The 26623-nt window shown below is 73.1% G+C and carries 24 protein-coding genes and 1 tRNA gene; 13 read left to right on the top strand and 12 right to left on the bottom strand.

Going from position 1 to position 26623, the window contains the following annotated elements:
• Nucleotides 1–28 precede the first annotated feature (28 nt).
• The 3 genes from Cch01nite_RS07550 to Cch01nite_RS07540 all read left to right on the top strand — a co-directional run bounded on the left by Cch01nite_RS07550 (nucleotide 29) and on the right by Cch01nite_RS07540 (nucleotide 4975).
• Nucleotides 29–1348 carry a hypothetical protein gene (locus tag Cch01nite_RS07550; protein WP_203750651.1) on the top strand — a complete coding sequence of 440 codons (1320 nt, stop codon included), beginning with the start codon at nucleotides 29–31 and terminating at the stop codon, nucleotides 1346–1348.
• Nucleotides 1345–2901, top strand: coding sequence for a methyltransferase domain-containing protein (locus Cch01nite_RS07545; RefSeq protein ID WP_203750649.1), 1557 nt, complete (start codon nucleotides 1345–1347; stop codon nucleotides 2899–2901). Before Cch01nite_RS07550 ends, Cch01nite_RS07545 begins: the two co-directional genes overlap by 4 nt.
• 64 nt (nucleotides 2902–2965) lie before the next feature.
• The gene (locus tag Cch01nite_RS07540) at nucleotides 2966–4975 is read left to right on the top strand and encodes an MDR family MFS transporter (protein ID WP_203750647.1); all 2010 of its coding nucleotides are present in this window, start codon (nucleotides 2966–2968) and stop codon (nucleotides 4973–4975) included.
• Between the two features lie 24 nt (nucleotides 4976–4999).
• On the opposite strand, the gene Cch01nite_RS07535 is transcribed toward Cch01nite_RS07540, so the two are convergent.
• The 6 genes from Cch01nite_RS07535 to Cch01nite_RS07510 all read right to left on the bottom strand — a co-directional run bounded on the left by Cch01nite_RS07535 (nucleotide 5000) and on the right by Cch01nite_RS07510 (nucleotide 11096).
• Nucleotides 5000–5614: a hypothetical protein gene (locus Cch01nite_RS07535; RefSeq protein ID WP_203750645.1), complete on the bottom strand. Its 615-nt coding sequence runs from the start codon at nucleotides 5612–5614 to the stop codon at nucleotides 5000–5002.
• A 100-nt stretch (nucleotides 5615–5714) separates the two neighbouring features.
• Complete coding sequence (locus tag Cch01nite_RS07530; RefSeq protein ID WP_203750643.1) at nucleotides 5715–6884, bottom strand: hypothetical protein; 1170 nt, start codon at nucleotides 6882–6884, stop codon at nucleotides 5715–5717.
• A 78-nt stretch (nucleotides 6885–6962) separates the two neighbouring features.
• On the bottom strand, nucleotides 6963–8057 hold the full coding sequence (locus Cch01nite_RS07525) for a thermonuclease family protein (protein ID WP_203750642.1): 1095 nt from the start codon (nucleotides 8055–8057) through the stop codon (nucleotides 6963–6965).
• 123 nt (nucleotides 8058–8180) lie between these two features.
• Nucleotides 8181–9749 carry a pectate lyase family protein gene (locus tag Cch01nite_RS07520; protein ID WP_203750640.1) on the bottom strand — a complete coding sequence of 523 codons (1569 nt, stop codon included), beginning with the start codon at nucleotides 9747–9749 and terminating at the stop codon, nucleotides 8181–8183.
• A gap of 88 nt (nucleotides 9750–9837) precedes the next feature.
• A complete protein-coding gene (locus Cch01nite_RS07515; RefSeq protein WP_203750637.1) occupies nucleotides 9838–10503 on the bottom strand; it encodes a GyrI-like domain-containing protein in 666 nt (221 codons plus the stop codon).
• Nucleotides 10500–11096 (bottom strand): hypothetical protein, encoded by a 597-nt coding sequence (locus Cch01nite_RS07510; protein ID WP_203750634.1) that lies wholly within the window; start codon nucleotides 11094–11096, stop codon nucleotides 10500–10502. The genes Cch01nite_RS07515 and Cch01nite_RS07510 overlap by 4 nt, the downstream gene beginning before the upstream one ends.
• A gap of 284 nt (nucleotides 11097–11380) precedes the next feature.
• Between Cch01nite_RS07510 and Cch01nite_RS07505 the strand changes: the two genes are divergently transcribed.
• A complete protein-coding gene (locus tag Cch01nite_RS07505) occupies nucleotides 11381–11551 on the top strand; it encodes a hypothetical protein (RefSeq protein ID WP_203750631.1) in 171 nt (56 codons plus the stop codon).
• A gap of 21 nt (nucleotides 11552–11572) precedes the next feature.
• Here the strand turns inward: Cch01nite_RS07505 and Cch01nite_RS07500 are convergent, their stop codons facing one another.
• Nucleotides 11573–13174: a leucine-rich repeat domain-containing protein gene (locus tag Cch01nite_RS07500; protein ID WP_203750628.1), complete on the bottom strand. Its 1602-nt coding sequence runs from the start codon at nucleotides 13172–13174 to the stop codon at nucleotides 11573–11575.
• Nucleotides 13175–13381: 207 nt separating this feature from the next.
• On the opposite strand from Cch01nite_RS07500, the gene Cch01nite_RS07495 reads away from it, so the two are divergent.
• On the top strand, nucleotides 13382–14026 hold the full coding sequence (locus Cch01nite_RS07495) for a zinc ribbon domain-containing protein (RefSeq protein ID WP_203750625.1): 645 nt from the start codon (nucleotides 13382–13384) through the stop codon (nucleotides 14024–14026).
• A 16-nt stretch (nucleotides 14027–14042) separates the two neighbouring features.
• On the opposite strand, the gene Cch01nite_RS07490 is transcribed toward Cch01nite_RS07495, so the two are convergent.
• The 5 genes from Cch01nite_RS07490 to Cch01nite_RS07470 all read right to left on the bottom strand — a co-directional run bounded on the left by Cch01nite_RS07490 (nucleotide 14043) and on the right by Cch01nite_RS07470 (nucleotide 16568).
• Complete coding sequence (locus Cch01nite_RS07490; RefSeq protein WP_203750623.1) at nucleotides 14043–14369, bottom strand: hypothetical protein; 327 nt, start codon at nucleotides 14367–14369, stop codon at nucleotides 14043–14045.
• Between the two features lie 186 nt (nucleotides 14370–14555).
• Nucleotides 14556–15545 carry an ATP-grasp domain-containing protein gene (locus tag Cch01nite_RS07485; protein ID WP_203750620.1) on the bottom strand — a complete coding sequence of 330 codons (990 nt, stop codon included), beginning with the start codon at nucleotides 15543–15545 and terminating at the stop codon, nucleotides 14556–14558.
• Nucleotides 15545–15841 carry a hypothetical protein gene (locus tag Cch01nite_RS07480; protein ID WP_203750617.1) on the bottom strand — a complete coding sequence of 99 codons (297 nt, stop codon included), beginning with the start codon at nucleotides 15839–15841 and terminating at the stop codon, nucleotides 15545–15547. The genes Cch01nite_RS07485 and Cch01nite_RS07480 overlap by 1 nt, the downstream gene beginning before the upstream one ends.
• Before the next feature lie 120 nt (nucleotides 15842–15961).
• Nucleotides 15962–16267 carry a hypothetical protein gene (locus Cch01nite_RS07475; protein WP_203750614.1) on the bottom strand — a complete coding sequence of 102 codons (306 nt, stop codon included), beginning with the start codon at nucleotides 16265–16267 and terminating at the stop codon, nucleotides 15962–15964.
• A 218-nt stretch (nucleotides 16268–16485) separates the two neighbouring features.
• Nucleotides 16486–16568 (bottom strand) — tRNA-Leu (locus tag Cch01nite_RS07470).
• A 169-nt stretch (nucleotides 16569–16737) separates the two neighbouring features.
• Here Cch01nite_RS07470 and Cch01nite_RS07465 point away from each other — a divergent pair.
• From Cch01nite_RS07465 to Cch01nite_RS07430, 8 genes are all read left to right on the top strand, one after another.
• Entirely contained in the window at nucleotides 16738–17445 is a 708-nt protein-coding gene (locus Cch01nite_RS07465) for an FHA domain-containing protein (RefSeq protein WP_203750611.1), read from the top strand.
• Nucleotides 17446–17454: 9 nt separating this feature from the next.
• Complete coding sequence (locus Cch01nite_RS07460; RefSeq protein ID WP_203750608.1) at nucleotides 17455–17985, top strand: FHA domain-containing protein FhaB/FipA; 531 nt, start codon at nucleotides 17455–17457, stop codon at nucleotides 17983–17985.
• A gap of 3 nt (nucleotides 17986–17988) precedes the next feature.
• Nucleotides 17989–19401 carry a PP2C family protein-serine/threonine phosphatase gene (locus Cch01nite_RS07455; RefSeq protein ID WP_203750606.1) on the top strand — a complete coding sequence of 471 codons (1413 nt, stop codon included), beginning with the start codon at nucleotides 17989–17991 and terminating at the stop codon, nucleotides 19399–19401.
• 10 nt (nucleotides 19402–19411) lie between these two features.
• Nucleotides 19412–20842 carry an FtsW/RodA/SpoVE family cell cycle protein gene (locus Cch01nite_RS07450; RefSeq protein ID WP_203750604.1) on the top strand — a complete coding sequence of 477 codons (1431 nt, stop codon included), beginning with the start codon at nucleotides 19412–19414 and terminating at the stop codon, nucleotides 20840–20842.
• A complete protein-coding gene (locus Cch01nite_RS07445; protein WP_203750602.1) occupies nucleotides 20839–22290 on the top strand; it encodes a peptidoglycan D,D-transpeptidase FtsI family protein in 1452 nt (483 codons plus the stop codon). Before Cch01nite_RS07450 ends, Cch01nite_RS07445 begins: the two co-directional genes overlap by 4 nt.
• A complete protein-coding gene (locus tag Cch01nite_RS07440) occupies nucleotides 22287–23639 on the top strand; it encodes a serine/threonine-protein kinase (RefSeq protein ID WP_203750600.1) in 1353 nt (450 codons plus the stop codon). The genes Cch01nite_RS07445 and Cch01nite_RS07440 overlap by 4 nt, the downstream gene beginning before the upstream one ends.
• Entirely contained in the window at nucleotides 23639–25624 is a 1986-nt protein-coding gene (gene pknB, locus Cch01nite_RS07435; protein WP_203750598.1) for a Stk1 family PASTA domain-containing Ser/Thr kinase, read from the top strand. Before Cch01nite_RS07440 ends, pknB begins: the two co-directional genes overlap by 1 nt.
• A 168-nt stretch (nucleotides 25625–25792) precedes the next feature.
• Nucleotides 25793–26623 (top strand): class II glutamine amidotransferase, encoded by an 831-nt coding sequence (locus Cch01nite_RS07430; protein WP_203750596.1) that lies wholly within the window; start codon nucleotides 25793–25795, stop codon nucleotides 26621–26623.

Genomic DNA, 26623 nt, shown 5'->3' with positions numbered 1-26623 from the left:
GACCCGCTCCGGAAGTGAGCCGCGCCTCATGACGCTCGAGATGTCGCCCGACGAGTATCAGAAGATCGCCGAGGGACTGACGTCGGTCGCACCCGAGGGCTGGGCCGAGCTGACCCTGACGTTCGCCGCCGCCGCCCACGCCGAGCGTTCCGCCGTCGTCGCGCGGCTGGCCGACGGCGGGACCGCGCCCGCCGGCCCCCTGCCGGGGACTGTCGCGTACACGCTTCGCCAGCTCCGCATCGCCGCGTACCGCGAGGACGCGGGCACCTGGTTCTCGGCGACGTTCGTCCTGCGGGCCGACGGCCAGTTCGCCACGGACTTCGACTACGACGGCGACCCCGGCACGGACCTCTCCGCGGACCTGTACGCGCTGGACCTGCTCAAGTACCCGCGCACGCCCGAGCACACCCCCGCCTGGCTGACGGCGAAGCTCGCGACGCGGCGCGTCTGGGCCCCGTCCGACGAGATCGAGCTCACCGCGGACCAGCACGCGGTCGTCGAGCGCATCGTCCGCAGCTACGCGGACGCGGCACCGGCGGGCTGGCTGCGGCTCGTCGTGCGGGAGGAGTGCTCGGTCGACCCGGGGTCCGCGGGCAGCGCCATCGTGCGCGCGCTCGTCATCGAGACACCTGACGGCCTCGAGCAGCAGGACTTCCGCGCGCCGCGCGAGACGTACTTCCTGCGCAGCGGCCTGCTCGACGAGCTCGCGGTCGCGTCACCGACGCGGGTGATCGTGTTCTCGCTGGTCGTCGACCGGGACGGCAGCCACACGGTGACTGTCACCCCGACCGATCCCGGGCTCCTCGACGGGATCCGTGACGAGACCACGTCACGGCCCGTGCACGACTACCTGGCGAACAACCGCGAGGAGCTCGAACGGCTCGCCGCCGCGACGAGGGCGCCCGCGCCCGGCCCGGCCCGGTACTCCGAGGGCTCCTCGTCGCGCGCGTGGTGGATCCTGCTCGGCGTCTGCGCGGCGGCGTGGACCTGGATGACGGTCGCGGGCGACTGGGTGGTCGCAACGCTCCTCGTCGGCATCCTCGGCGGCGTGATCGCCGTGGCGATGTGGAGCACCACGTACTACAGCACCACCCGCCTGACCGGCACGGCGCTGCGCGCCGGGTCGAAGAGGATCCGCCTCGCCGACCTCGACCCGTCTGGCGTGTCGGCGCCGGGCGACCCGGTCAAGGGCAAGCTCTTCGGGGCCGGGTGGGGCGCGGTCAGGAGCCCGAGCGCCATCCGCGTCACCCCGCGCGGGCAGAAGCCGGTCTGGGTGCAGGCGAAGGACCCGGCCGCCCTGCACGCCGCCCTGGTGAGCGCGGTGTCCCGGCCCCGCACCGACGCGTGAGCGCGCAGCTCACGTCCGTCCTGTTCCCGGGACGGCACCATCTCGTGACGCGCTTCCAGGTGGACTACCTGCGGTCGCTGCTCGACGGGAACGAGTCCGACACCGACGGCCGGCCCCTGGTGCTCGCCCCCGAGGCGGAGGTCGTCTGGGCGGTCACCTCGGCGACGCACACCGGGACGCGCCGCAACCCCGTGCCCGCGCACCGGCGGGAGGCGCTGATCGAACGGGTCGCGCTCGACGCGGACCTGCCGTCCGTCGTCGCCCCGGTGCCCGACGTCCCGCCGTCGCCCCGCTTCGCGACGACCGTCCTCGCGAGCGTGCAGATGACGACAGGCCGGACCCTCACGCCGGACGACACCGTGGTCGCGTGCTCGACGCCCGCCGTCGCGGCGCTGTACGCGGCGCTCGGGTTCCGCGTCGCCGCCGTCGAGGACTCCCACGACCCCGCTCCGCTGCGCCCGTGGGACGTCCTCGAGCACATGGTCGCGGGCGACCCGGCGTGGCGGGACCTCGCCCACCCGCAGACCGTCGAGCTGTACGACCGGTACCGGCTCGACGACGCGGTCCGGCTGGTGCACACCGACCCGACCGTCGGCAGCGAGGGCGACCTCACCGAGACCCGCGACTACCGGACGTACACGGCGGCGTTCGACGACGCGTCGGACCGCAAGTGGGCGCAGGTCGCGCCGCACGTCGTGCCCGGCAAGGTCGTCGACCTGGGCTGCGCGGCGGGCGGGCTGCTGGAACGCGCCGCCCGCGACCCGCGTCTGGCCGAGTGCGACCTGTACGGCGTCGACGTCTCCCGCCATCTGATCGCCGAGGCGGAGCACCGCCAGGCGCAGGGCGTCTTCGAGAACCCGAACGTCTTCTTCGCCCAGCGGAACCTGCTGCGCTCGTCGGTGTTCCCGCCGGCGTCGATCACCACCACGATCACGGTCGCCCTCACGCACGAGATCTCCTCGTACGGCGACGGCCGCGCGGACCTGGAGCTGCTCGCCCGCCGCATCTTCGAGCACACCGCGCCCGGTGGCGTGTGGATCAACTCCGACGTGCTCGGCCCCGACGGCGGCGACGAGCGGGTGGTGCTCCGCCTCGACGGGCCCCTGCGGACGGACCGGCCCGTCGACATGAGCGGCTGGACCCGGCAGGCGGTCCACGACCACATCACCGCGCTCAGCCCCGCCGAACGGTTCGTGCAGTTCGCCCGCGACCTCCCGGTGCTCGCGCACACGGACCTGGAGGCCGGGCCCGTGTCACCCGACGGCGAGGTCGTGCTCCCCCTGCGGTCCGCGATGGAGTTCCTCACCACGCGCGACTACACGGACAGCTGGCTCTCCGAGTGCCACGAGCGGTTCTGCGACATGACCTGGGACGACTGGCGGACGCTGCTCACCGACGTCGGCTTCGAGATCGGCGTCGGGTCGGGCCCGTGGACCAACGACTGGCTCGTCGAGCACCGGCTGTCCGTCGGCGCATCGATCCGGACCCCGTCCGGTGCGCCCGTGCCGTGGCCGAGCACGCACCTGCTGATGGTCGCCCGCAAGCCCCACTGACCCGCCCCCGTTTGCGTCGGCCCCCGGACCCGCCGACGATGCGAAGGACGCCAAGGGGGGCGGCATGACGAAGCAGGAGTCGACGGAGGCACCCGTCGAGGGCGACCTCGACCAGCGCGCCGTGTGGGCGGTCTTCGGCGGCCTGATGCTCGCGATGCTGCTCGCGGCGCTCGACCAGACGATCGTCGCGACGGCCCTCCCCACGATCGTCCGCGACCTCGGCGGCGCGGAGCACCTGTCGTGGGTCGTCACCGCGTACATGCTGGCGTCGACCGCGACGACCCCGCTGTGGGGCAAGCTCGGCGACCTGTACGGCCGCAAGGTCGTGTTCCTCGTCTGCATCGTCATCTTCCTGGCCGGCTCCGCCCTCGCGGGGACGTCGCAGACGATGCTGCAGCTCATCGCGTGGCGGGCCCTGCAGGGGGTCGGCGGCGGCGGCCTCATGGTGCTCGCGCAGGCGATCATCGGCGACGTCGTGCCGCCGCGGGACCGGGGCCGGTACCAGGGGGCGTTCGGGGCGGTGTTCGGCCTGTCGAGCGTCGCCGGACCGCTGCTCGGCGGGTGGTTCGTCGACAACCTGACCTGGCGGTGGGTGTTCTACGTGAACCTGCCGATCGGGCTGGTCGCGCTCGTCGTCGTGTCCGCCGTCCTGCCGTCCACCCGGTCGCACCGGTCCCCGAAGATCGACTACGTCGGGATCACGCTGCTCGCGACGATCGCGACGTGCATCGTGCTCGTCACGAGCCTCGGCGGCTCGACGTGGGAGTGGGCGTCGGTGCAGGTCGTCGGCCTCTCGCTGCTCGCCGTCGTGTCGGTGGTCGCGTTCGGGTTCGTCGAGGCGCGCGTGCCCGAGCCCGTCATGCCGCTGCGGCTGTTCCGGAACCGGGTGTTCTCGACGACGGCCGTGGTCGGCTTCGTCGTCGGGTTCGCGATGTTCGGGTCCATCACCTACCTGCCGCTGTACCTGCAGCAGGTGCAGGGCGCCAGCCCCACCGGGTCGGGGCTGCAGATGATCCCGATGATGCTGGGCATCCTGCTCACGTCGATCTCGAGCGGGCAGATCATCAGCCGCACCGGCCGGTACAAGGTGTTCCCGATCGTCGGCTCCGCGGTCTTCACCGTCGGCCTGTACCTGCTCTCGCTGATGGGCCGGGACACGACGGCCTGGCAGTCGGGCCTGTCGATGTTCGTGCTCGGCGCCGGGCTCGGCATGGTCATGCAGGTGCTGGTCCTCGCCGTGCAGAACGCCGTCGAGTACCGCGACCTGGGGGTCGGCACCAGCGGGGCCACGTTCTTCCGGACCATCGGCTCGTGCGTCGGGGTGGCCGTCTTCGGGACGCTGTTCACGAGCCACCTCACGTCGGGGCTCGCCGCCGCCCCGCCGCCCGACGCCGTCGGCCCCTGCTCGGCGGAGACGCTCAGCGCGACGTCCGCCGCGCTCCCCACCTGCTCCGCCGCCGTGCAGGACTGGTTCCTCGACGGGTACTCCGACGCGATCCACACGATCTTCCTGTACGCCGTCCCCGTCGGGATCCTCGCGTTCGCGCTGTCCTGGCTGATCCCCGAGGTCACCCTGCGCACCGCCGCGCACGTCCCCGAGCAGGGCGAGGTGTACGCCCTGCCGTCCAGCCGGACGTCCTACGAGGAGCTGCGCCTGCTGCTCTGGCGGGAGGTCGGCCACCAGGACCCGCTGCGCGCGTACGCCGTGGTCGTCCGGGACCTCGACGTCGACCTGACCCCAGGCCAGTGCTGGATGCTCGCCCGTGTGACCGCGACGGGGTCGCGGACCGTCGACGCGATGGTCGCGTCCTCCCACGTCGAGCGCGCCCGCGTGGAGGCGACCGCCGAGGCGCTCCGTACGCGCGGCCTCGTCGAGGTCGACGACGGCACCGTCACCCCCACCGACGCCGGGCACGCGCTCGCCGACCGGGTCCGCGACCACGAGCGCGCGCTGCTGCGCCGGATGGTCGACGAGTGGGAGGGCAGCGACGAACCCGCCCTCGACGTGCTCGTCGACCAGGTCACCGACCGCCTGTGGCGCGACGACCCGTCACCCGCGGGGCTGCGCGGCTGAGCGCTGCGGCCGCGGCTGCCCGCGTCACGGGATGACGAGAGCGACGTGGTACAGCCCGGCCAGGGCAAGTCCCCCGACGGGCGCGCCGACAGCCACCTGGGCGGCGGTGTGCTCGCGCAGCTCGACCCGGGCCCAGGAGATCAGGACGACGAGGGGCGCCAGGAGCGGGACGAGGACGAGGCCGAACTCCTGGGCGAGGATCAGCACGATGCCGGCCGACACCCCGGCGTGGAAGCTGATCTTCCAGCCCAGGTTCACGACGAACAGCAGAGCCTGCGTGCCGATGGCGGCGACGATGAACGCGGCGATCGCGGCGGGCGCACCGGTGACGAGCGCGACGACCAGGCCGACAACCGCGAAGGTGGTGTTCGACAGGATCGGCACGATCCTCTGGCGTCGAGCGGTGAGCATCCGGTCGTTCCATCGACCCGCGAGGACCCCGACGATGACGACGACGTACGGGATCCCCGTCACGAACAGGGCGGCGAGTGCGCCGTCGACGAGGCCGTCCGTCCCCGTGGCGTGCCAGCCGAGCAGAAGGAGCGTCAGGGCGCCGAGGCACGGCGGGGCCAGGACCTCGGTGACGACGCGTGCGGCGCGGTGCCGGGCGGCGGGAGGTGCGTCGACCGCGACGGTCATCGGGCTGCTTCCAGCGGGGCCCACGTGGCTCCCGCGGGGAACCCCGCTCGGGTCAGGGCGGTCCGGTCGTCGTCCATGACGGCAAGTATCGACGGCGGCGTCAGCGACGAGAGCGTGCTCGCGCCGCCTTCTTCTTCGCGGTACGCCGCCGCGCCTCGTCGAACCGGGCACGTCGTCGCACGGCGGCCGCCACCTCGGTCTCGGCCTGCGGGTCCCTCCGCGGCGGCGCGGCGACGGGCGTGACGTCCGTCCTCATCAGCAGGAGGACGGCGGCGACGAACCCGACGACGACGCCGATCTGGACCCACGCGAGCCCGAGCACCGCCCACCCGCCTCCAGGGGCGTACGTCCCGGCGGTGAACATGATCGCGACGTTCGGGACCATGACGACCGCCGCCGGCACGGAGAGCAGCGTCCATCCGGAGAGCCGGGGCCACGGGCGCCCCGCACGGTTGTGCCACCGGGTACGGGCGGCGCCGACGACCGCGAGCGTCACCGGGACCCCCACCACGAGCGCGGCGACGGTGACGAGGTGGCGCGGCGCGACGTCGAACACGGCCCCGACGCCCGACCCGTGCTTGCCGGCCAGGGCGGCACCCCAGCGCACGGGGTGCGTCGCGCGACCGGCCAGGACCGCCGACCAGGCGACGGTCGCGACACCGGCCAGGGTGACGATCGCGGCGATGACGGTCGACTGCCGCCCGAGCCGCGCCGCGGCCTCCGGTGGGACAGGTGGGCGCGTGCCGGCCAGCTCGCGGCGGCGAGCGGCGGCGTGGCCTTCGACGAACGCCCAGACGACCGCGACCGCCCACGGTGTCGCGGTGGTCGCGTCGAGCCACGCCGTCTCGTCGCCGAGGCGACGGGTGACGAGCAGCGACGTCAGCATGTTGACCGACAGCGCCACGACGAGGAACAGCCCGAACCGGGTCTCGACCGCCTGCCGTTCGCGGCGCCGGCCTCGCGCGACGAGGACGGTGGTGCGGACGGCTCCGGCGAGGAGGAAGACGGCCGGCCAGACGAGCGCGACGGCGGTGGTGCGGACGACGTCGTGGGCGTCACCCATGAACGTCGTGATCGTGAGGTCGCCGCCCGACCCGGACCCGCCGAGGAACAGACCCCACGCCAGCGACACGTGGCCGGCGGCCAGCAGGCCCGCGACGGCGACGACCGCGGCGGACGTCGCGACCCCGACGGCGCACCAGACCCAGGCGTCGCGCACGGGTGCGGTCTCGACGCTCTCGCGAGCGCCGGCCGGTCGTCGGGTGGGCACGGGCGACAACGGTACGGGTCAGGTCGGCGTCGGGTGCGCGATCGGCGGTCCGCATGGCGACCGCGTCGTCGGCTCCGCTCAGCCGATCGGGAGCTTCGTCTTGCAGTCGATCTTCGTGTACGTGCGCCCGCCCGGCGCGTACGCCCGGCACCCCGTGTAGGTGTCGACCTGCGGTGCCTCGGGTGCCGGTGCGGCGGGTGCGGGTGCGGGTGCGGTCGACCGCTTCTTCGGTGCCGCCTTCGCGGCCGCCCGCTTCGCCGCGGCTGCAGCCTCGGCCGCCACCCGGTCCGCCTCGGCCTGCGCGGTCGCCGCCTGCTCGGCGGCGATCCGTGCGGCCTCCGCGGCCCGCCACGTGGTGGTCTCGGCGGCACGAGCGGTGACCGCGGACCGGGTCGCGCCGAGCCGGGCGACGAGGGTGCGCACCCGGCCGGCGTTCAGGCCGAGGAGCCGGTGGTCGTGCAGGTCGGCGGCGAGCACGGTCCCGACGGTCGTCGCGGCGGCGGCCAGCGCGGCGAGCTGCGCGGCGTAGGCGTCGAACGCCTCGACACCGGCGCCGGACGCGGGGGGCTGGGCGAGCAGCGCGGCGGTCTGCTGCTCGACGGCGGCGACCTGCCCGGGCACCGTGCACGCGACGGTCTCGGCGTACAGGCCGGACCTCGCCGTCCGGGCCACCTTCTGCGCGGCGATCACCCGGTCGTAGAACTTGTCGTTCCCGCCGATCACGATCGCGTCCGCGAGGCCCGCCTTCGCGATCTCCGCGTTGACGAACGTGTTCCCGACGAACACGGCGGCCAGCTCGCGGCCGTACTTGTCGTGCGTGATCCGGTCGTGCTTCAGCGCCACCTTCGTGCCCGCCGGGAGCCTGTCCGTGAGGAACGCCGACGCCTCCGGACCCAGGCACTCGACGGGGCTGCGCGGGTCGACGGTCTCGGGGGTGTCGATGTTCAGCAGGCGCACCCGGTGCACGCCGTCGGCGTCCCGGACGTCGATCGTGTCCCCGTCGACGACCTTGGCCACGACGGCCGTCCGGTCCTTGGCCGGGCCGTCGGGTCGCCGGTCGGCGGCCTGGGCCGGGAGGCCCGAGCCGAGCACGAGGCCGGCGGTCACGACGGCGAGGCAGAGGGTGCGGGCGGACTTCACGGCGACGAGCTCCTTGAGAGGGGACGTCGACACCATCGGCACGGTCCGCGCCGCCCGTGACCGTCGCCCGGCATGACGTCGGTCACCGCGCCGGCGGCGGCCGACGCCCGTGTGCTGCGTTCCCGCTGCCCACCAGCGGGAACGCAGCACCGCGTGCTACTTCGCGTACGTCTCCAGCTCGGCGACCCTCGGCGTCCCGGACGAGCCGGTGATGTCCAGCGTCACCTTCTTCAGCGACGTCGCGGAGAAGGAGATGACGCCCGCGCCGCTGCCGGAGGCCAGGACCGCGCCCGTGTCGCCGTTCAGCACCCGCCAGGACGTGATGGCGCCCACGGCCCCGGAGGCCTCGCGGACGTTGATCTTCGACACCGACGTCGCGGAGCTCCACTTGACGGAGATCTGTCCCGTCGAGCCGTTCGGCGACCAGTAGCTGGTCAGCGACCCGTCGATCACGTTGCCGTAGCTCGTGCCGCTCGCCTTGCTGGAGCCGTCCGCGCCTGCGCCGAGGCTGAGGTTGGTCCCGGTCGGCGTCGTCGCCGTCGGGGTCGGCGTCGGGGTGGCGGTGGTCGGCGTCGGGTTCGGGGTGGTCGACGTCGGCGTCGGGGTCGGCGTCGTCGGCGTGCACGAACCGTCCGACACCTTCAGGCCCGTGCCCGCGCCGGCCGTCTGGGCGACGACCGACGGCACGCAGCTCGCGGCGTCGAGCGTGTAGGAGTACGGGATCGACACGGTCGTGGTGGACGTCGGGTTGGGGCCGGCCGGGTTGGTGTCCGTGCCCTTCGGCGACCACGTCACGCTGTCGAAGATGTTCCCGGCGACCTGCCAGGTGCCGGGGAGGTCGGTGTAGAAGGTGCCGAGCACGTCCTTCGAGCTCTTGAAGTAGTTGTTCTCGACCTTCGCCTTGCCCCCGGCGCGGGCGTTGATCCCCGACTCGTTGAGGTTCAGGTAGTAGTTGTCGTAGATGTGCGCGGTGGCGCCGCGCAGCAGCGGGGTCCGCGAGTCGATGTTCTGGTACAGGTTGTGGTGGAACGTCACGGGGCCGTTCTGCAGGTCGCTGTCGCTGGAGCCGACGAGGCCGCCCCGGCCGGAGTTCCGCAGGATGCTGTAGGACAACGTCACGTACTTCGTGTTCGCCTTCATGTCGAAGAGGCCGTCGAAGCCTTCCGACTCCCCGCCCGACGCCTCCAGCGTGGCGTGGTCGACCCACACGTTGTGCACGTCGCTCTCCATGCCGATGGCGTCGCCGCCGTTCGACGTGGGCGAGCCGGACTTCTTCACGTTCTTGACGGTGACGTTCTGGATGATGACGTTGCTCGACTCCCGGATGTGGATGCCGAGCTGGTCGAAGACGGCGCCGCTGCCGACGCCGACGATCGTCACGTTGCTGATCTGCTTGAGCTCGATCACGCCCGCCGCGGTGCTGCAGCTGCTGCCCGACACCTTGGCGGTGTTGGCGTGGTTGATGGTGCCCTCGACCTGGATCGTGATCGGGGTGCTCGCGCTGGCGCGGCTGCACAGGGCGGCGTGGATCTGGGTGCCCGTGGTCGCCTTGACGGTGGCGCCGCCCGCGCCGCCGGTGGTCCCTCCGTTCTGCGTCGCGAAGCCGGTGGCCCCGCCGGTCGCCGCCTGGGCACCGGACACCGCCAGTGCGGTCACGCCGATCGTGGCAGCGAGTGCCGTCGCGGCTCCTGCCGCGAGCAGCTGCACTGCGACTCGTCGTCTCATCGTGTCGCTCACCTTCGTCGAGGGTCTGCCGGTGCGAGATACCGGTTTCTCGACACTAGGAGAGCGTTTTCCCGCGCCACAAGGCCGCCTAATCCATTAGCCGACGGGCAACTGTCGGCCAGCCGGGCTCGGAGACCGCCGCGACCGGCTGCCGCAGGATCGTCCGCTGCCGCTCGGGCGGGACCCGCCGGAAGTCGCTCAGGTACACCTCGTGGTGCCGCCCCACCATCCGCAGCCCGTGGCCCGGGATGAACTCGTCGTGCATGCGCGCCAGCACCGGCGCCTCGTCGTCGAACGAGCCCACGTGCAGCGTCTGCACGCAGCGGCCCTCCGACAGCGTCTCGAAGCGGACGTCACCGAGCCGCGCCGGGACGGACTTCTTGGCCCCGACCTGCGCGATCGCCGCCTCGACCAGGTCGGGCCCGATCCCGTCCGGGACCATCAGGAGCATCGTCCAGTCCCACCGGGACTTGTCCCGCGCGCCCGTGAACGCCTCCATGTCCTGCGCCCACCACAGGCCCTCCAGCGGAGGCACGACGTAGTCACGGCCGAGCTCCCGCCTGCTCGCGAACTTCAGGGTGTACGCCACCGGGTACAGCGCCTCGACGGCCTCCGTGAACGCGGACGACGTGTTCGGGTCGCCGTGCCCGTCGACCATCAGGTACTGCAGGTCGGGCACGTCGAGGACCCGGAACCGCCCGTGCTGCGCACGGTAGGAGTCGAGGGTCTTCTTGACGTCGAGCTTGTCCGTCACGCCTCTCCCGCGGGGTTCGACGAGCCGGCGCGGCGCGCCCGGACGAGCAGCGGGACCCCGACCCCCGCCCCGACGACCAGGATGCCCGCCACCCACCACACCCACGCCGGCGTTCCGCCCTCGTCGGGCTCCGGGACCGCGGTCGGGGACGGCGACGGGGTGACCACCTCGGTCGGCGTCGGGGTGGGCGTGGGCGTGGGTGTGGGGGTCGGGGTCGCCGTCTCGGTCGGGACGGTGGTCGGGGCCGGCTCGACCGTCGGCAGCGGAGCGGGTTCGACCGTCGGCTCGACCGTGGGCTCGACCGTCGGCTCGGCCGTCGGCACCGGGGCCTGCGTCGGCTCGGCGGTCGGCGTCGGACGGACGGGCAGCGTCCGCGTCGGCGTCGGCTCCGGGGTGGGCGTCGGGGTCGGTGTCGGTGTCGGCCTCGTCGGGCGCGTCACGGTCGGCGTCGGGACCGTGATCGTGGGGGTGGGCACCGTCCTGGTCGGGTTCGGCCGGTCGATCCCGTCGCCGCAGGACGCGAGCAGCAGCACCGCCAGCAGGACACCCACGACGCCCGACGCCCGCCGGGCGCCCTGGTGCGATGCGTTCACGCCACGTCCTCTTCCGGTCGACGCTCCCGACGACTCACGACGCCCCCGGTGCGGGAGCCGGGAGCCGGCGCGGACCGCACGTCCCGATGCTCGACGGGTGCCGGGGTGCGCGGTACACCCGCCGCGGGTGATCGCTCCGACGTGTGACACCGCGAGGTATCGAAAGCGTGAGAGTTCTCTCTTTCGACGCAAACCGCCCACGAACCGCCCGGCGGTCCCGGTAAGTTGCCGCGGGCCGTCGCCTGGACGCACGACCAGGTTCCATCGCCCCGTGGGAGGACGACATGACCGAGCAGGACAACGCCGTACCGCTCGACGCGCACGACCGGAACCTCACGCACGCGTTCACGGACCCCAACCCGTTCCTGTCCGAGGACCGCACGCTCCGCGTCGCGGGCCGGTCCGCGTCCATGCAGCGGGCCGTCAACGCCGTCCCGGACCACCCCGAGGACTGACCCCCCGCGGCAGCCCGCTCGTCAGGCGAGCCCGCCGACGTACACGCCCTGCGCCCGCAGCTCCACGATCCCGGGCGTCGACGGGTCGAGACCCTCGACGTCCACCCCCAGCAGCGCGGGCGCACCGAGCAGCGGCCGCAGGTCGACGACGGGGTTGCCACCGATCCACAGCTCGTCGAGCGCGGGCATCCCGGCGAGCAGGCCGATGTCGGTGACCTGGTTGTCCCGCGCGTCGAGCTTGGTGAGCGACCGCGCGCCCGCCAGCGGGGACAGGTCCGTGACGGCGGCGTGCGACACGTCGAGCTCGTCCAGGTCGGACCCCGCGAGCGGTCCGAGGTCGGACACCCCGGTCCCGGACAGGCCGACGAACCGCAGCGTCGTCGTCCCCGCCAGCGGCGACAGGTCGCGGACGCCGGTGCCCGACAGGCCGAGGTTCTCCAGCGGGAGCCCGCCCAGGGCGGACAGGTCCGTGACGGCGGCGTTGCTGGTCAGCCGCAGCGACGTCAGACCCGTCATCGCGGCGAGCGGGGCGAGGTCCGCGACGTCCTGACGGGACAGGTCGACGTCGTGCACCTGTGTGAACCGCTCGAGCCCGGCGAGCGACCTGACCTGCGGCCCGCTGCCGCTCCAGCCGCAGTCGAGGACGTACACCTTGTCGTACTGGTCGGGCGAGACACCTCGGCCGTGCCCGACGCCGAGCGACTGCTCCAGGCACGCCGCGAGCGCCGGGTCGGCGACGACGTCCGGCACCGGCTCCCGCTCCGCCACGTGCGACGTGACCCGCACGCCGAGCGCCACCAGGAGGATGCCCGCGACACCCGCCGCGACCAGCAGCCGACGTCGGGCCCGGGCCGTGCGCATCCCCGGCGGCTCGTCGGGCTGCGGGGGGACCCAGGACGCGAGCCGTCGCCACGCGGCGCCCGCGCACCAGCCGGCGACGAGCACGGCCGTGCCCGCGACGATCCCGACGGCCAGCGAGCCGTCGCGGAGCACCGCGGCCGCCGACGTCGGGCCGCCGCGGTAGTGCCCGATCGACCAGACCGTCCACGCCATCCACCCGGCCGCCGACACGGCCGTGGCCAGCGCTCCGGCGCCGAGCACGGACGCACCGGCGACGACGACGCCCCGGCGACGCACCCGCACGCCGACCGCGGCCGCGCCCACCCCGGCGCCCACGACCGCGAGCCACACGCCCGCGAGCATGCGCGGCGACCCGACGGCGAAGTACCAGGACGCCGTCGAGAGCCGCAGCGCGGCGGGGTCGGCGGTCAGGCTCAGGACCCCGAGCACGAGCAGGACGGCACCGGCCGCCGCGACGCCGACGAGGACCCCGGTCCTGCGCGGCGACGAGGCGGACGGACGGGCCGCCCCGGCCAGGACGAGCGCGCCCGCCGGGACCAGCCCGAGCGCCAGCACCAGCACCGGCAGCACGTCGCCGCGCACCGCCCGCACCGCGTCGCCGGCCGTCGACAGCGACCCTTCACCGAGCAGCGCCCGCAGGCCGTCGCCGACCAGCGCCCACGTCGCGTCGCCGACCAGCACCGCGGCCGTCCACGCCCCGACGACCGCGACGACACCCGCCCCGGCCCGGAGCACGACCTCGGTACGCGTCGTGCTGGGCATCCGGTGTGGCCTCCCGTCCGTGCCGGCCGTGGTGGCCGCCGCCGGGCGACCGTACCGACGCGGCCCCCCGTCCTGCCGGTCCGTGACGTCAAGGTCTCGTGAAGACTCCGGCGGCCCGACCGGCGCGAGCTCCACGATCGTGGGACAGCCGGACATTTCACCCGGGTGGACGGTCCTCGGGGCCGCCGGCGTCACTAGTGTCGCCGCGTGACTCAGGCCGTTCCCTTCACCGACAACTTCTCCGACCTCTCGAACACGCAGGGCTACCAGTTCGACTTCCGCTGCGAACGCTGCGGCAACGGGTACCGGTCGGCGTTCCAGCGCGACGCGGTGAGCACGGGCCAGACCCTGCTGCGCTCCGTCGGCAGCCTGTTCGGGGGCCCGCTGCGCGACCTCGGGAACGCCGCCGACCAGATCATGCTCAACCGCGGCACGAACTCGCCCGCCAAGGACAAGGCGCTGGCGGCGGCCGTCGAGGAGATCGCGGACCGGTTCACGCAGTGCCGCGGCTGCGGCGACTGGATGTGCCGCGCCATCTGCTGGAACGAGGAGGTCGGCCAGTGCGCCCGGTGCGCACCCCGGCTCAACGACGAGATCGCCGGCCTGCAGGCCCAGGCCCGCCGGACGCAGGCGGCCGAGCGGCTGTCGAGCACGGACCTGCTCACGGGTGTCGACGTCGCCGCCGCGCCGGTGGCCGCGTGCCCGTCGTGCGGCGCCCGCGCGGGCGGCGGCAAGTTCTGCACCGACTGCGGCGCGTCGCTCGCCCCGACGACGGCGTGCCCGGGCTGCTCCGCCGAGCTCGCCGCGGGCGCCCGGTTCTGCGCGGACTGCGGGACTCGCGTCGGCGGCTGAGGCCCCGCTCGATCGGTCAGGAGAGCTCGTCGACGATGCGGGCCATCCTGCCCTTGATCTGGCTGGCGAAGGGACTGAGGTCGAGGCGGTCCGGCGTGCGTCGGACGAGCGCCACATGGCGGTCGAGGGCCGCGAGCACCCGGTCGGCGCCGTAGGGCCGACGGCTCCGCACCTCCGCTGCGAGCGCCTTCATGAGCTCCAGGGGCTGAGCGGCGACCCCCCACGGACCCACCGCGTACAGCGGGATCCCTGCCACGCGCCAGCCGTTGCGCCGCTCGACCTGCAGGTCGACCCGCACGTCGTTGCCTCGCAGGACGACGTGGGCGCGGCGGTCGAGCGTCACGGGCCGACGGTGCCAGGTGCTCTCCGGAGGGGTGACGAGCCCGCTGGGCCGGTGGATCCACGCAGCGGTCGTCGCTCCCGGTCCAAGCCGTGGGAAGACGATCGTCTCCTCGTCCGCCATCGGGGTCGATCCTTCATGTCGGGTCACTCTCTCGAACGTCGTCGCGCGAGAGTATCGGTGCCGACGTCAGACGACGGCGACCGCCGACCCCTGGGCGGAGCCGGCCTGGCCTCGCCGCGCCGACTCGAGCAGGAACTCGCAGAACGGCCCGGTCAGGTCCAGGCCCGTCAGTCCTTCGAGGAAGAGGAACTGCCCCTGCGGGTTCGCCTCCAGCCAGACGACCTCGCCGTCGGGCCGGACCTTGGCGTCCATCGAGGCCATGGTGATGCCGAGACGGTCGAGCACCGTCGCCAGGGCGCTGCCCGTCGGCGCCGGCAGGTCGACGGGCTCGAACGTGCAGCGGGTGAGGTCCCACCGCCAGTCCAGGTCCTCGCTGTCCAGCGCGACGGCGAGGACCCGCTCGCCGAAGCAGCAGATCCGCAGGTGCCGCCGACCGGGCACCAGCTCCTGGTAGATCGCCGGGCAGAGCCGGATCGAGGCGTCGTCGACGACGGCGACGTCCATGGCGCTCGTCTGCTGCGGGCGGTGCGCGAGCCCCCGGACGGCCTTGACGACGACGTCGCCCACCTCGGTGCAGAAGGCGCGCACCGCCGCCGGGTCCTGGGAGACGAGGGTCCGTGGGACGCGAAGCCCGGCGAGCTCCGCGGCCCGCAGCTGGTCGAGCTTGTTCTCGGCAGCACGCACCCGGTCCGGATGGTCGACCCAGACGCCGCGGAACGTCGTCCGCAGCAGGCCGACGAGGGCGTACCGCCACTCCTGGGTGACGAGCTGGGCGGCGTCCTCGTCGAACCCGTCAGGCAGGCCGCGCTGCGGGTAGCTGGACCGGCGCCACCAGATCAGGTCGAGGTCGCGCGGGTCGAACCAGGCCCCGCCTCGGGCCCGCAGCGCGACTTCGGAGTCCTCGCCGCCGACGTGCCAGGTCAGCCCACCCGACACCACCAGGTCGTCGGTCTCCACGACGACGCAGTCCACGCCGAACCGGTGCTGCAGACGGTGCTGCACGGCGAGGGCGTGGAGGTCGTCCTTCAAGGAGAAGATGCCGACCTTCGGCGGCATCAGTCGTAGTCGCAGTCGTCGACGACCGCTCCTTCGGACATCGCGGAGATCGTGTCCGACGGCGTGCGCGAGTCGGACCCGGAGCTCGAGCCGACCGCCACCGGGAGGCCGACCTGGTCGCGGACCGTCGCCTCCCACCGGCGCAGCTCGTCGGGTGTGTCGACCTGCCTGAAGCCGGTCACCCGGAAGTTCATGATCACCGGCAGCGGGTGGTCCTTGAGGAACGCCGACGCCTCGACCACCGCCCCGGGCTCCTGTGCCCGAGCGCCGTCCTTGTCGTCCTGCGGATCTGCCATTGGATCTGCCCCCAGACCCCGCGCCGGCCGAACCCGGCCCGGTCACGTCGAACGTATGCCCGGTGACGAGGCGGCACAAGGACACGGAGCACGGCCTCCCGGGCACGTCGCCCGCCGGACCTACTGGTCGACGCCCCCGTGGTAGTGCTCGTGAGCCCGCGCCCGGAGCGCCGGCGACGCAGCCGCCCGCAATGCGTCGAAGTACGCCTGAAGGCTCTGCCCGGTCTCCCAGAAGCAGTCCCGATGGGGGACGTAGTCGCTGCAGCCTGCGCAGAACGTCTCGTCGCCGTACAGGAACGGGTTCGCGAGGTAGCTGCGGATGATCTCGACCGGCATCGTGGTGTACGCCCCGCACGCCCGGTGCACGTAGACGCACGGGACGCCGACGAGTGATCCCTCGTAGCGCGCGGCGGGCGAGAGCGTCACGTGCTCCTGCTGCTGGCCGTCCCGGCGACGGCTCGTGTGCCACCACCTGTGCAGCCGGAGCGCGCGCGGTGCCACGGTGCGGTGACAGAACGGGCACGAGAGTCGCGGGCTAACGGACACGGCGGACATGCTGCCACCTGCGGGCGGCGCACGGTGTGCCCTCGGGGAACGACGACGAAGGGCCGGAGACCCTGAGGTCTCCGGCCCTTCGTACTGTGTGCGCGAGGGGGGATTTGAACCCCCACGCCCTTTCGGACACTGGCACCTGAAGCCAGCGCGTCTGCCGTTCCGCCACTCGCGCGCGCCGCAGAACATTAGCACGCCTGCGTGCCGGTCCAGGACCACGAGGTGAACACCCGTGCGTCGGGCGGCGAACCCGGTCGAGACTGCCAGGTCGCAGATACCATCAAGGCGGATCAGCGCAGAGCAGCACGGCACCCGTGCGTGACAGGACGACAAGGGAGGTGGGCGTGGGCTTCCTCGACAAGTTCGAGAACGGTGTGGAGCGAGCGGTCAACAACGCCTTCTCCCGGGTCTTCCGGAGCGAGCTGAAGCCGGTCGAGCTGACGAGCGCGCTGCGCCGCGAGCTCGACGACCGGGCGGCAGTGCTGGGTCGGGACCGCACGGTGGTGCCGAACGAGTTCACGATCGAGCTGTCCCCGGGCGACTACGACCAGATCGAGGCGTGGGGCGCGGAGACGCTGGCGGACGAGTTCGCGCGGGAGGTCACGGACCACGCGGCGAGCCAGCGGTACGCGTTCGTCGGGCCGGTGACGGTGTCGTTCAGCGAGGACCCCGCGCTCGAGTCGGCCCGGTTCCGGGTGCACAGCGCGACGGTGCGCGGCGCGGTCGCCCCGGCGGCGGCGACGAACCCGACTCCCCGGCACCCGCTGCTGGTGGTCGACGACCAGCGCTACATCCTCACGGGCGAGGTCACGGTGATCGGCCGCGGCTCGGAGGCGGACATCATCGTCGACGACCCGGGCGTCTCGAGAAGGCACCTGGAGATCCGCGTGACGCCCGACGGCGTGATCGCGACGGACATGGGGTCGACGAACGGGCTGTACGTCGAGGGGCACCACGTGCCGGCGGCGACGCTGCTGGACGGCAACACCCTCATGATCGGCCGTACCCGGATCCTGTTCTGGACCGGTGGCGAGCCGGATCCGGACGAGTGACGTCGCCGCATGAGTGAAGTCACGGTCACCCTGCTGCGGCTGGGGTATCTCGCGCTGCTGTGGGTGCTCGTGCTGTCGGCGATCAGCGTGCTGCGCCGTGACCTGTACGGGACGCGCATCGTGGATCGTCGTCGGGCGAACAAGCAGGTGCAGGCGCGCACCGCGACCCCGCCTCCCGCGGCGGCGGTACCGGCGGCAGCGCCGGAGCCCGCACCGGTCCGCACTCCCCGCTCCGCGCGCAGCGGTTCCGGTCCGCGCAGGCTCGTCGTCACGGAGGGCCCGCTGCGCGGCACGATCGTGCCGCTCGGCACGTCGGCGGTGCTGATCGGCCGGGCCCCGAGCAACACGCTGGTGCTCGACGACGACTACTCCTCGTCGCGGCACGCGCGGGTGTTCCAGCAGGACGGTCAGTGGTTCGTCGAGGACCTCGGTTCGACGAACGGGACATACGTGGCGGACCAGCGAGTCGAGTCCGCCGTTCCCCTGCCGACGGGTACACCGGTCCGCGTGGGACAGAGCGTGCTCGAGCTGCAGAGGTAACCGGTGACCGTCGCCCTGAGGTACGCGGCACGGTCCGACGTCGGACTGGTGCGCTCCAACAACCAGGACTCCGCGTACGCGGGTCCGCACCTGCTGATGGTCGCCGACGGCATGGGCGGCCACGCCGGCGGGGACGTCGCGAGCTCGCTGGCGGTCGCGGCGTTCGCGCCGCTCGACGGCGAGTCGCACGGGCCCGACGACGCGCTGGACGAGCTCGAGTCCGCGCTGGAGGCGGCGCGCGACGAGATCATCGCCCGCAGCGACGCGGACCCGGACCTGGCGGGCATGGGGACGACGGTCATCGCGATCCTGCGGGCGGGCAACAAGCTCGCGATGGTGCACCTCGGGGACTCGCGCGGCTACCTGTTCCGCGACGGCGTGCTCACGCAGGTCACGACGGACCACACGTTCGTGCAGCACCTCGTGGACATCGGCCGGATCACGCCGGAGGAGGCCGAGCACCACCCGCAGCGGTCGGTCGTGATGCGCGTGCTCGGCGACTTCGACCCGGACGTCACGCCGGACCTGTCGGTGCGGGAGGCGCGCCCGGGCGACCGGTGGCTGCTGTGCTCGGACGGCCTGTCGGGCTTCGTCAGCGCGGACACCATCGAGGAGACGCTCGCCGGCATCGCGGACGTGGACGCGTGCGCGGACCGGCTGGTGCAGCTCGCGCTGCGCGCGGGTGGCGGCGACAACGTGACGGTCGTGCTGGCCGACGTCATCGAGCTGGACGAGGTCGCGGACGGCGCCGGCCCGAGCACCGCGGCGACCGTCGTGGGGGCTGCGGCGACGACGCGGCACGACCCGACGAGCGCGGCGGACGGCCCGGCGGCGCGCGCGGCGAGCCTCGCGGCGGCGGCGCGCGCGACGAAGGGGAGCGCCGCTGCGCCCGCGGAGGCGACGGCGCCGGACGACGAGGCCGACGACGCCGCGCCGGTGACGGTCGCGCCCGACGAGCACGACGACGGCGTCTACGAGGACGACGACACCCCCGTGACCCGCCGCCGCGTGCCCACGGCCGTCCTGTGGGTCGGCGCCGTGGTGCTCGTCGCCGCCGTCGTGGTGCTCGGGTTCCTGTTCACGCGCACGCAGTACTTCGTGGCGGCCGACGACGGCGAGGTCGTCATCCTGCGCGGCCTGCCGCAGACGCTCGGCCCCGTCGAGCTGTCGTCGGTCGTGGAGCGGTCCGGCACGATGATCGACGACCTGAACTCCGCGTACCTGCGCGAACGCGTCGAGCAGACGATCCACGCCGACTCGCTCGACGACGCCCGCGACCTCGTGACGATGCTCGAGGAGGACACCGTCGAGCCCGAGCCGTCGCCGACCCCCACCCTGACGCCCACGCCCACGCCCACCCCGACGCCCACCGTGGTGGTCCCCGCCACCGACCCGAACGCGGTGGTCGGCCCGTGAGCCGGACGTGATGGCGACCATCCAGCCGCACCGCGTGCGCGCCGGGCGGGGCACGGAGCTCGGCCTGCTCGTGCTCGCGCTGGCGATCAGCATCTCCGGGTACGTGCTCGTGGGCCTCGGCACCGAGGGGACCGTCCCGGCGGACGTGCTGGGCTACAGCCTGGGCCTGACGGCGCTGGCCGTGGGCCTGCACGTGGTGATGCGCTGGCGGGCGCCGTTCGCGGACCCGGTGATCATGCCGGTCGCGGTCGCGCTCAACGGCATCGGGCTGGCGATGATCTACCGGATCGACTTCGCGTACGCCGCGCGTGGCAAGGAGCACGGGTTCGCCGAGCGGCAGCTCACGTGGACGGCCCTGTCGATCGCGCTGGCGGCGGTGGTGCTGGTCCTGCTGCGCGACCACCGCACGCTGCGCCGGTACACGTACACGGCGATGGTCGTCGGTCTCGCGCTCGTCGTCCTGCCGCTCGTCCCGGGACTCGGGGTGCTGATCAACGGCGCCCGGATCTGGGTGCGGTTCGGTGGCGTCGGGCTGCAGCCCGCGGAGCTCGCGAAGATCGCGCTGGCGGTCTTCTTCGCCGGCTACCTCGTGACGCACCGGGACACGCTCGCCCTCGCCGGGCCGCGCGTGCTGGGCCTGCAGCTGCCGCGGGCCCGTGACCTCGGGCCGATCCTCATCGTGTGGGGCGCGTCCCTCGCGGTCCTCGTGCTGGAGCGTGACCTCGGGACGTCGCTGCTCTTCTTCGGGCTCTTCGTCGCGATGCTGTACCTCGCCACCGAACGGCTGAGCTGGGTCATCATCGGCCTGGGCCTGTTCGTCGTCGGCGCGTTCTTCGCCGCGACCGCGTTCGCGCACGTCGGCGCCCGGTTCGACGCGTGGCTGCACGCGATGGACGACGACGTCTTCCAGAAGGCCGTCGGTGGCAGCGGGCAGCTGGTCCGTGGCCTGTTCGGGCTGGCGAACGGTGGCCTGTTCGGCACGGGACTCGGCCAGGGACGGCCGGACCTCGTGCCGTACGCCGAGTCGGACTTCATCTACGCGTCGCTCGGCGAGGAGCTGGGCCTGACGGGGATGCTCGCGATCCTGCTCGGCTACCTCATCCTCGCGGAGCGCGGCTTCCGGACGGCGGTCGGGGTGCGTGACGGCTTCGGGAAGCTGCTCGCGGGCGGCCTGTCGTTCGTCGTCGCGTTCCAGACGGTCGTCGTGGTCGGCGGTGTCACGAAGATGATCCCGCTGACCGGCCTGACGACCCCGTTCCTGGCGTACGGCGGTTCGTCGCTCGTCGCCAACTGGATCATCGTCGCCCTGCTTCTGCGGGTGTCCGACGAGGCCCGGCGACCCGCACCGGCGGTCCGGGCGCTCACGCCGGAGGTCGGCACGCCCGTGGTGGTCGGCGCGAGCGACGACCACCCGACGGAGCGGATCGGAGGCGCCTCGTGAACACCCCGCTGCGCCGGCTCGCGTCGGTCGTGCTCGTCCTGTTCGTGGCGCTCATGGTCGGCACGTCGTGGGTCCAGTACGTCCAGGCGGACGCGCTCAACAACGACCCCCGCAACGTGCGCAACCTGTACCGCGAGTTCGGCAACGCCCGCGGCCCGATCGTGGTCGCCGGCCAGGCCGTCGCCTCCAGCGCCCCCGTCGACGACGCGTTCGGCTACCAGCGCTCCTACACGGACGGCGAGCTGTACTCGGCGATGACGGGGTTCTACTCGGTGGTCAACGGCCGCTCGGAGCTCGAGCTCGCCGCGAACGAGCAGCTCACCGGCCGCGGCGACCAGCTGTTCTTCAGCCGGATCCGCGACATGCTCACGGGCCGCAAGCCCGAGGGTGCCGCGGTGGAGACGACGATCCTGCCCGCGGCGCAGCTCGCCGCACGCGAGGGGCTCGGCGACCAGGAGGGGGCCGTGGTCGCGATCGAGCCGTCCACCGGCAAGATCCTCGCGCTCGTCTCGACGCCCGGCTTCGACCCGAACGTCCTCGCGACGCACGACACCAAGGCCGCCGGCGCCGCGTACACCGAGCTCGCGGCCGCCCCGGGCAACCCGCTGCTCAGCAACGCGACCCGCGAGACGTACCCGCCGGGCTCCACGTTCAAGCTCGTCACCGCCGCCGCGGCGCTGGAGTCCGGGGCGTACGCACCCGACACGCAGATCCCCTCCCCGGTGGTCCTGGACCTGCCGCAGACGAGCGCGACGCTGCCGAACTTCGGCGGCGAGTCGTGCGGCGGGGAGACGGTGTCGCTCGCCGACGCGCTGCGCGTCTCGTGCAACACCGCCTTCGCCCAGCTCGGCATGGACCTCGGGGACGACGCGATCCGGGAGCAGGCCGAGCGGTTCGGCTTCGACGACGACTCGCTGCGCATCCCGATGCGGGTGGTGCCGAGCACGTTCCCGGCCGACCTGAACGCCCCGCAGACCGCGCAGTCGGCGATCGGGCAGTTCTCGGTGCAGTCCACCCCCATGCAAATCGCCATGATCTCGGCGGCGATCGCCAACGGCGGAAAGTTGATGACCCCGTACGTCGTTCAGACGGTGCGATCTGCCGATCTGACAACCGTGCGGGACACCAAGCCGGAGCTGCTGTCGACCGCCGTGTCTCCCGGCACGGCGGCGTCGCTGCGCGACATGATGGTCGGCGTGGTGCAGAGCGGCACCGGACAGGCAGCGCAGATCCCGGGCGTCCAGGTGGCCGGCAAGACCGGCACGGCCCAGACCGGGACCGACGAGGCACCCCACGCGTGGTTCACCGCGTTCGCGCCGGCCGACGCCCCCCGCGTCGCCGTCGCGGTGCTCGTGGAGCACGGCGGCAGCCTCGGCAGCGACGCGACGGGCGGCAAGGTCGCGGCGCCGATCGCGAAGGCCGTCATCGAGGCGGTGCTCGGACAGTGAGGACGGCACCCGGCGTGGCCCTCGAGGGCCGGTACAGGCTCGTCAAGCCGATCGCGGTCGGCGGCATGGGCGAGGTGTGGGAGGGGTTCGACGACGCCCTCGCACGGCCCGTCGCGGTCAAGGTGCTCAAGGAGGAGTTCGCGGGGGACATCGGCTTCCTGGAGCGCTTCCGCACCGAGGCCCGCAACTCGGCGTCCCTGTCGCACCCGAACATCGCGCAGCTGTTCGACTACGGCGAGCAGGACGGCTCGGGCTACCTGGTCATGGAGCTCGTGGTCGGCGAGCCGCTGTCCGACCTGCTCGAGCGCGAGCCCGTGCTGTCGTCACGGCGCCTGCTCCCCATGCTCGCGCAGGCGTCCCGGGCGCTGCACGCCGCGCACGTCGCCGGGGTCGTGCATCGCGACGTGAAGCCCGGCAACATCCTGCTGGGCCGTGGCGGGCGCGTGAAGATCACCGACTTCGGGGTCTCGCTCGCGACGAACCAGATCACGATGACCGCCACCGGGATGGTCATGGGCACCGCCCAGTACCTCTCGCCCGAGCAGGCCGTCGGGCGCCCCGCGACCCCGCTGTCGGACCTGTACTCGCTCGGGATCGTCGCGTACGAGGCGCTCGTCGGGCACCGCCCGTTCACCGGCCCGACGGCCGTCGACATCGCCGTCGCGCACGTGAACAGCCCGGTGCCCCCGCTGCCGCCGAGCATCGACAAGCCGCTCGCCGCGCTCGTGATGCGGCTCCTCTCGAAGGAGCCGTCGCGGCGGCCGGCGTCCGGCGAGGAGCTCGCGACGCTCCTCGACCAGCTCGTGCCGCGCACGCCGCCCAGCGGTGTACCGGTGCTCGTCTCGAAGGCCCGGCGCCCCCCGGACACGTTCGCGACGGCCGTCACGACCCAGCGCGAGCAGGGTGCGCCGCCGCCGCCGTCGTTCCAGCCGACCCGCCGCACCCGGCGGCAGCTCGACGAGCCCAGCCGGCGCATCGGGCTCCCCCGCCCGCGCACCGACTCCGGCAGCATCGCCGCGACCGCCCGGCAGGGTGCGGCGGCCGCGGCCCGACGCACGCAGGCGGCGCTCGGCACGCAGCCGAAGCTCGGCCGGTTCGGGCGGTTCCGCTGGCCGCTGGTCGGGCTCGTCCTGCTGCTCGTCGCGCTGCTCGGCGCGGCCCTCGCCAACAGCCTGACGAAGGCGGACGGTCACGATCCGGCAGCAGTGCTCGTCGCGCACGCGGCACTCGACCCGGCACCACGGACTGACCAGTACCCTCTAGGCGGCACTGCCGATGGGATGATCTCGGTGAACGGTCCGGACGCACACGCGACGGGACTGGCTGCGACGGAAGTGAAGGACGCCTAGTGGTGGACGACGGATCCCGGACCCTCGCCGGTCGGTACGAGGTCGGCGAGCTCATCGGGCGCGGTGGCATGGCCGAGGTGCACATCGGCCACGACACGCGACTCGGACGCACGGTCGCCATCAAGATCCTGCGCTCCGACCTGGCCCGCGACCCCTCCTTCCAGAACCGGTTCCGCCGCGAGGCGCAGTCGGCTGCGTCGCTGAACCACCCCGCGATCGTGTCGGTGTACGACACGGGCGAGGACGTGTTCACGGAGCCGACCGGTGTCGTCGCGCACGTGCCGTTCATCGTCATGGAGTACGTCGAGGGGCACACGGTCCGCGACATCCTGCGCGACGGCCACGCGGTGCCCATCGAGGAGGCCGTCGAGATCACGGCGGGCGTGCTGTCGGCGCTCGAGTACTCGCACCACGCGGGCATCGTGCACCGCGACATCAAGCCCGCGAACGTCATGCTCACGCCCACGGGCGCGGTCAAGGTCATGGACTTCGGCATCGCCCGCGCCGTCGCGGACTCCGCGGCCACCATGACGCAGACGCAGGCCGTCATCGGCACCGCGCAGTACCTGTCACCCGAGCAGGCGCGCGGCGAGACGGTCGACGCCCGCTCCGACCTGTACTCGACGGGCTGCCTCCTGTTCGAGCTGCTCACAGGCCGTCCGCCGTTCACGGGCGACTCCCCCGTCGCCGTCGCCTACCAGCACGTCCGCGAGGCCGCGCCCGTCCCGAGCACGTTCGCGTCGGACGTGCCGGACTCGCTGGACCGCATCACGCTCAAGGCTCTCGCCAAGGAGCGCGACGACCGGTACTCCACGGCCGCCGAGTTCCGCTCCGACCTGGAGGCCGTCGTCCGCGGCGGCACCGTCGGTGCGCCCGCTGTCGGCGCCGCCGTGCTGGCTCCCGTCCCGAACGACGCCACCCAGGTCATGGGCCCGCCGACCACGACCACCCAGACGCTGCCGCCGAGCACGCCGCCGTGGCAGACGACGGGCCTGGGCGCGGTCACCACCACCACGGCGATGGGCGTCGAGGACGAGGACGAGCGTCGGCGGCCCTGGCTCATGTGGGTGCTGATCGGCATCGCCGTGCTCGCCGTCGCGGGCATCATCGCGCTGCTGCTGGCCAACGCGAACAAGAACGACACGCCGACCACCGTCGCCGTGCCCTCCGTGGTGGGCCTCACGGAGGATCAGGCGAAGCAGGCGATCACCGACGCCGACCTCCTGTACCAACGGACCGAGGCGGCGTCCGAGGAGCCGAAGGGGACGGCGATCTCGAGCGACCCGGCGGCGGGCAAGCAGGTCGAGAAGGAGTCGACCGTCACGGTCACCATCTCGACCGGCCCGGCGACCACCACCGTGCCGGACGTGGCGGGCAAGTCCGTCGACGACGCGGTCAAGACGCTCGAGGACGCCGGCCTGAAGGTCGACCCCAACCAGACCCAGGACAACAACCCGGCCTACCCCGCCGGCCAGGTCACGGGGACGAACCCGGCAGCGAACTCGCCGGTCGACGCGGGCGCGACCGTCACCCTCTCGGTCTCCACCGGCAACGTGACCGTGCCGAACGTGGTCGGGAAGCCGCAGGCCGAGGCCACACAGCTCCTCAACGACGCGAACCTCCAGGTCAACACCACCGAGGTCGAGTCCGAGCAGGCACCGGGGACAGTCGTGTCTCAGGACAAGGCGCCGGAGTCGCTGGTCAAGCAGCGGCAGGTCGTCACCCTGGAGATCGCCAAGGCGAGGACCACCGCGACCGTCCCGTCCGTGGCCGGCCAGAACTACGACCAGGCGGTCCAGACGCTCGCGCAGGCCGGCCTGACCAACGTCAAGCGCGTCGACGAGGCGTCCGAGCGGCCCGCCAACGAGGTGCTCCGCACCGACCCCGCGGCCGGCACCGAGGTGGAGTTCGGCGACCAGATCGACATCCACGTGTCGAAGGGCAACCAGCCGCAGGGCAACGGCACGCCGACCAAGAACCCGTAGCACCCGCACGGCCACGAGGCCCGGCCACCGCGACGAGCGGTGTGCCGGGCCTCGTCGCGTCCGGCGCCGCCGGTCCCACCAGGCGTTCGAGTGGTTCGTCGCTCCCCGACGGCGCATCGTGGGCCTGACGGCGCGCGACGGCGCGGGCCGCACGCCGAGGAGGCTGGCATGTGCCGATGGCTCGCCTACACGGGCTCACCCGTGACGCTCGACGACCTGCTCTACAAGCCGGCGAACTCGCTGGTCATGCAGCAGAGCCTGCACAGCCGCCTCGGCGCCGAGCCGACGAACGGCGACGGCTTCGGCGTGGGCTGGTACGACGAGCACTCCCCGACGCCCGGGGTGTTCCGCAGCATCGAGCCGGCGTGGAGCGACCGGAACCTGCGCGAGCTCGCCCAGCACGTGCGTTCCGGGGTCGTCCTCGCCCACATCCGCGCGACGAGCGGCTCCGCCGTCCAGCAGACCAACTGCCACCCGTTCCGGCACGGCCGGTGGCTGTGGATGCACAACGGGCTCGTCGCCGGGTTCGGCCGGCTCAAGCGGGACCTGCAGCTGGCCGTCGACCCGGAGCTGTTCCCGCTCATCGAGGGCTCCACCGACTCCGAGACGCTCTTCTACCTGGCCCTCACGCTCGGCCTCGAGGACGACCCGCCGCGGGCGGTCGCGCTCGCCCTGGGCGTCGTCGAGGAGGCCGCCCGCGGGCACGGCGTCGACTTCCCGGTGCAGGGCACGCTCGTGACGACGGACGGTGAGCGCCTCTGGGCTTTCCGGTACTCGTCCGAGGGACGGTCGAGGTCGTTGTTCCGCAACCAGGACGTCGCGGTGCTCCGCGAGCAGTACCCGGACAACCCCGTGCTGCACGGCCTGACCGACGAGACCCGCATCGTGGTCTCCGAACCGCTCGGGGACCTGCGCGGGGCCTGGATCGAGGTGCCGGAGAGCACGTGCCTCGTCGTGGACGGCGGACGGGAGGAGGTCCGGCCCTTCGCGCCCGCGTAG

Origin of the sequence: Cellulomonas chitinilytica, assembly GCF_016862675.1 — a bacterium.
Taxonomy (GTDB): domain Bacteria; phylum Actinomycetota; class Actinomycetes; order Actinomycetales; family Cellulomonadaceae; genus Cellulomonas; species Cellulomonas chitinilytica.
Note: the sequence above shows the minus strand (reverse complement) of the source record. Positions and strands in the feature narration are given on the sequence as shown.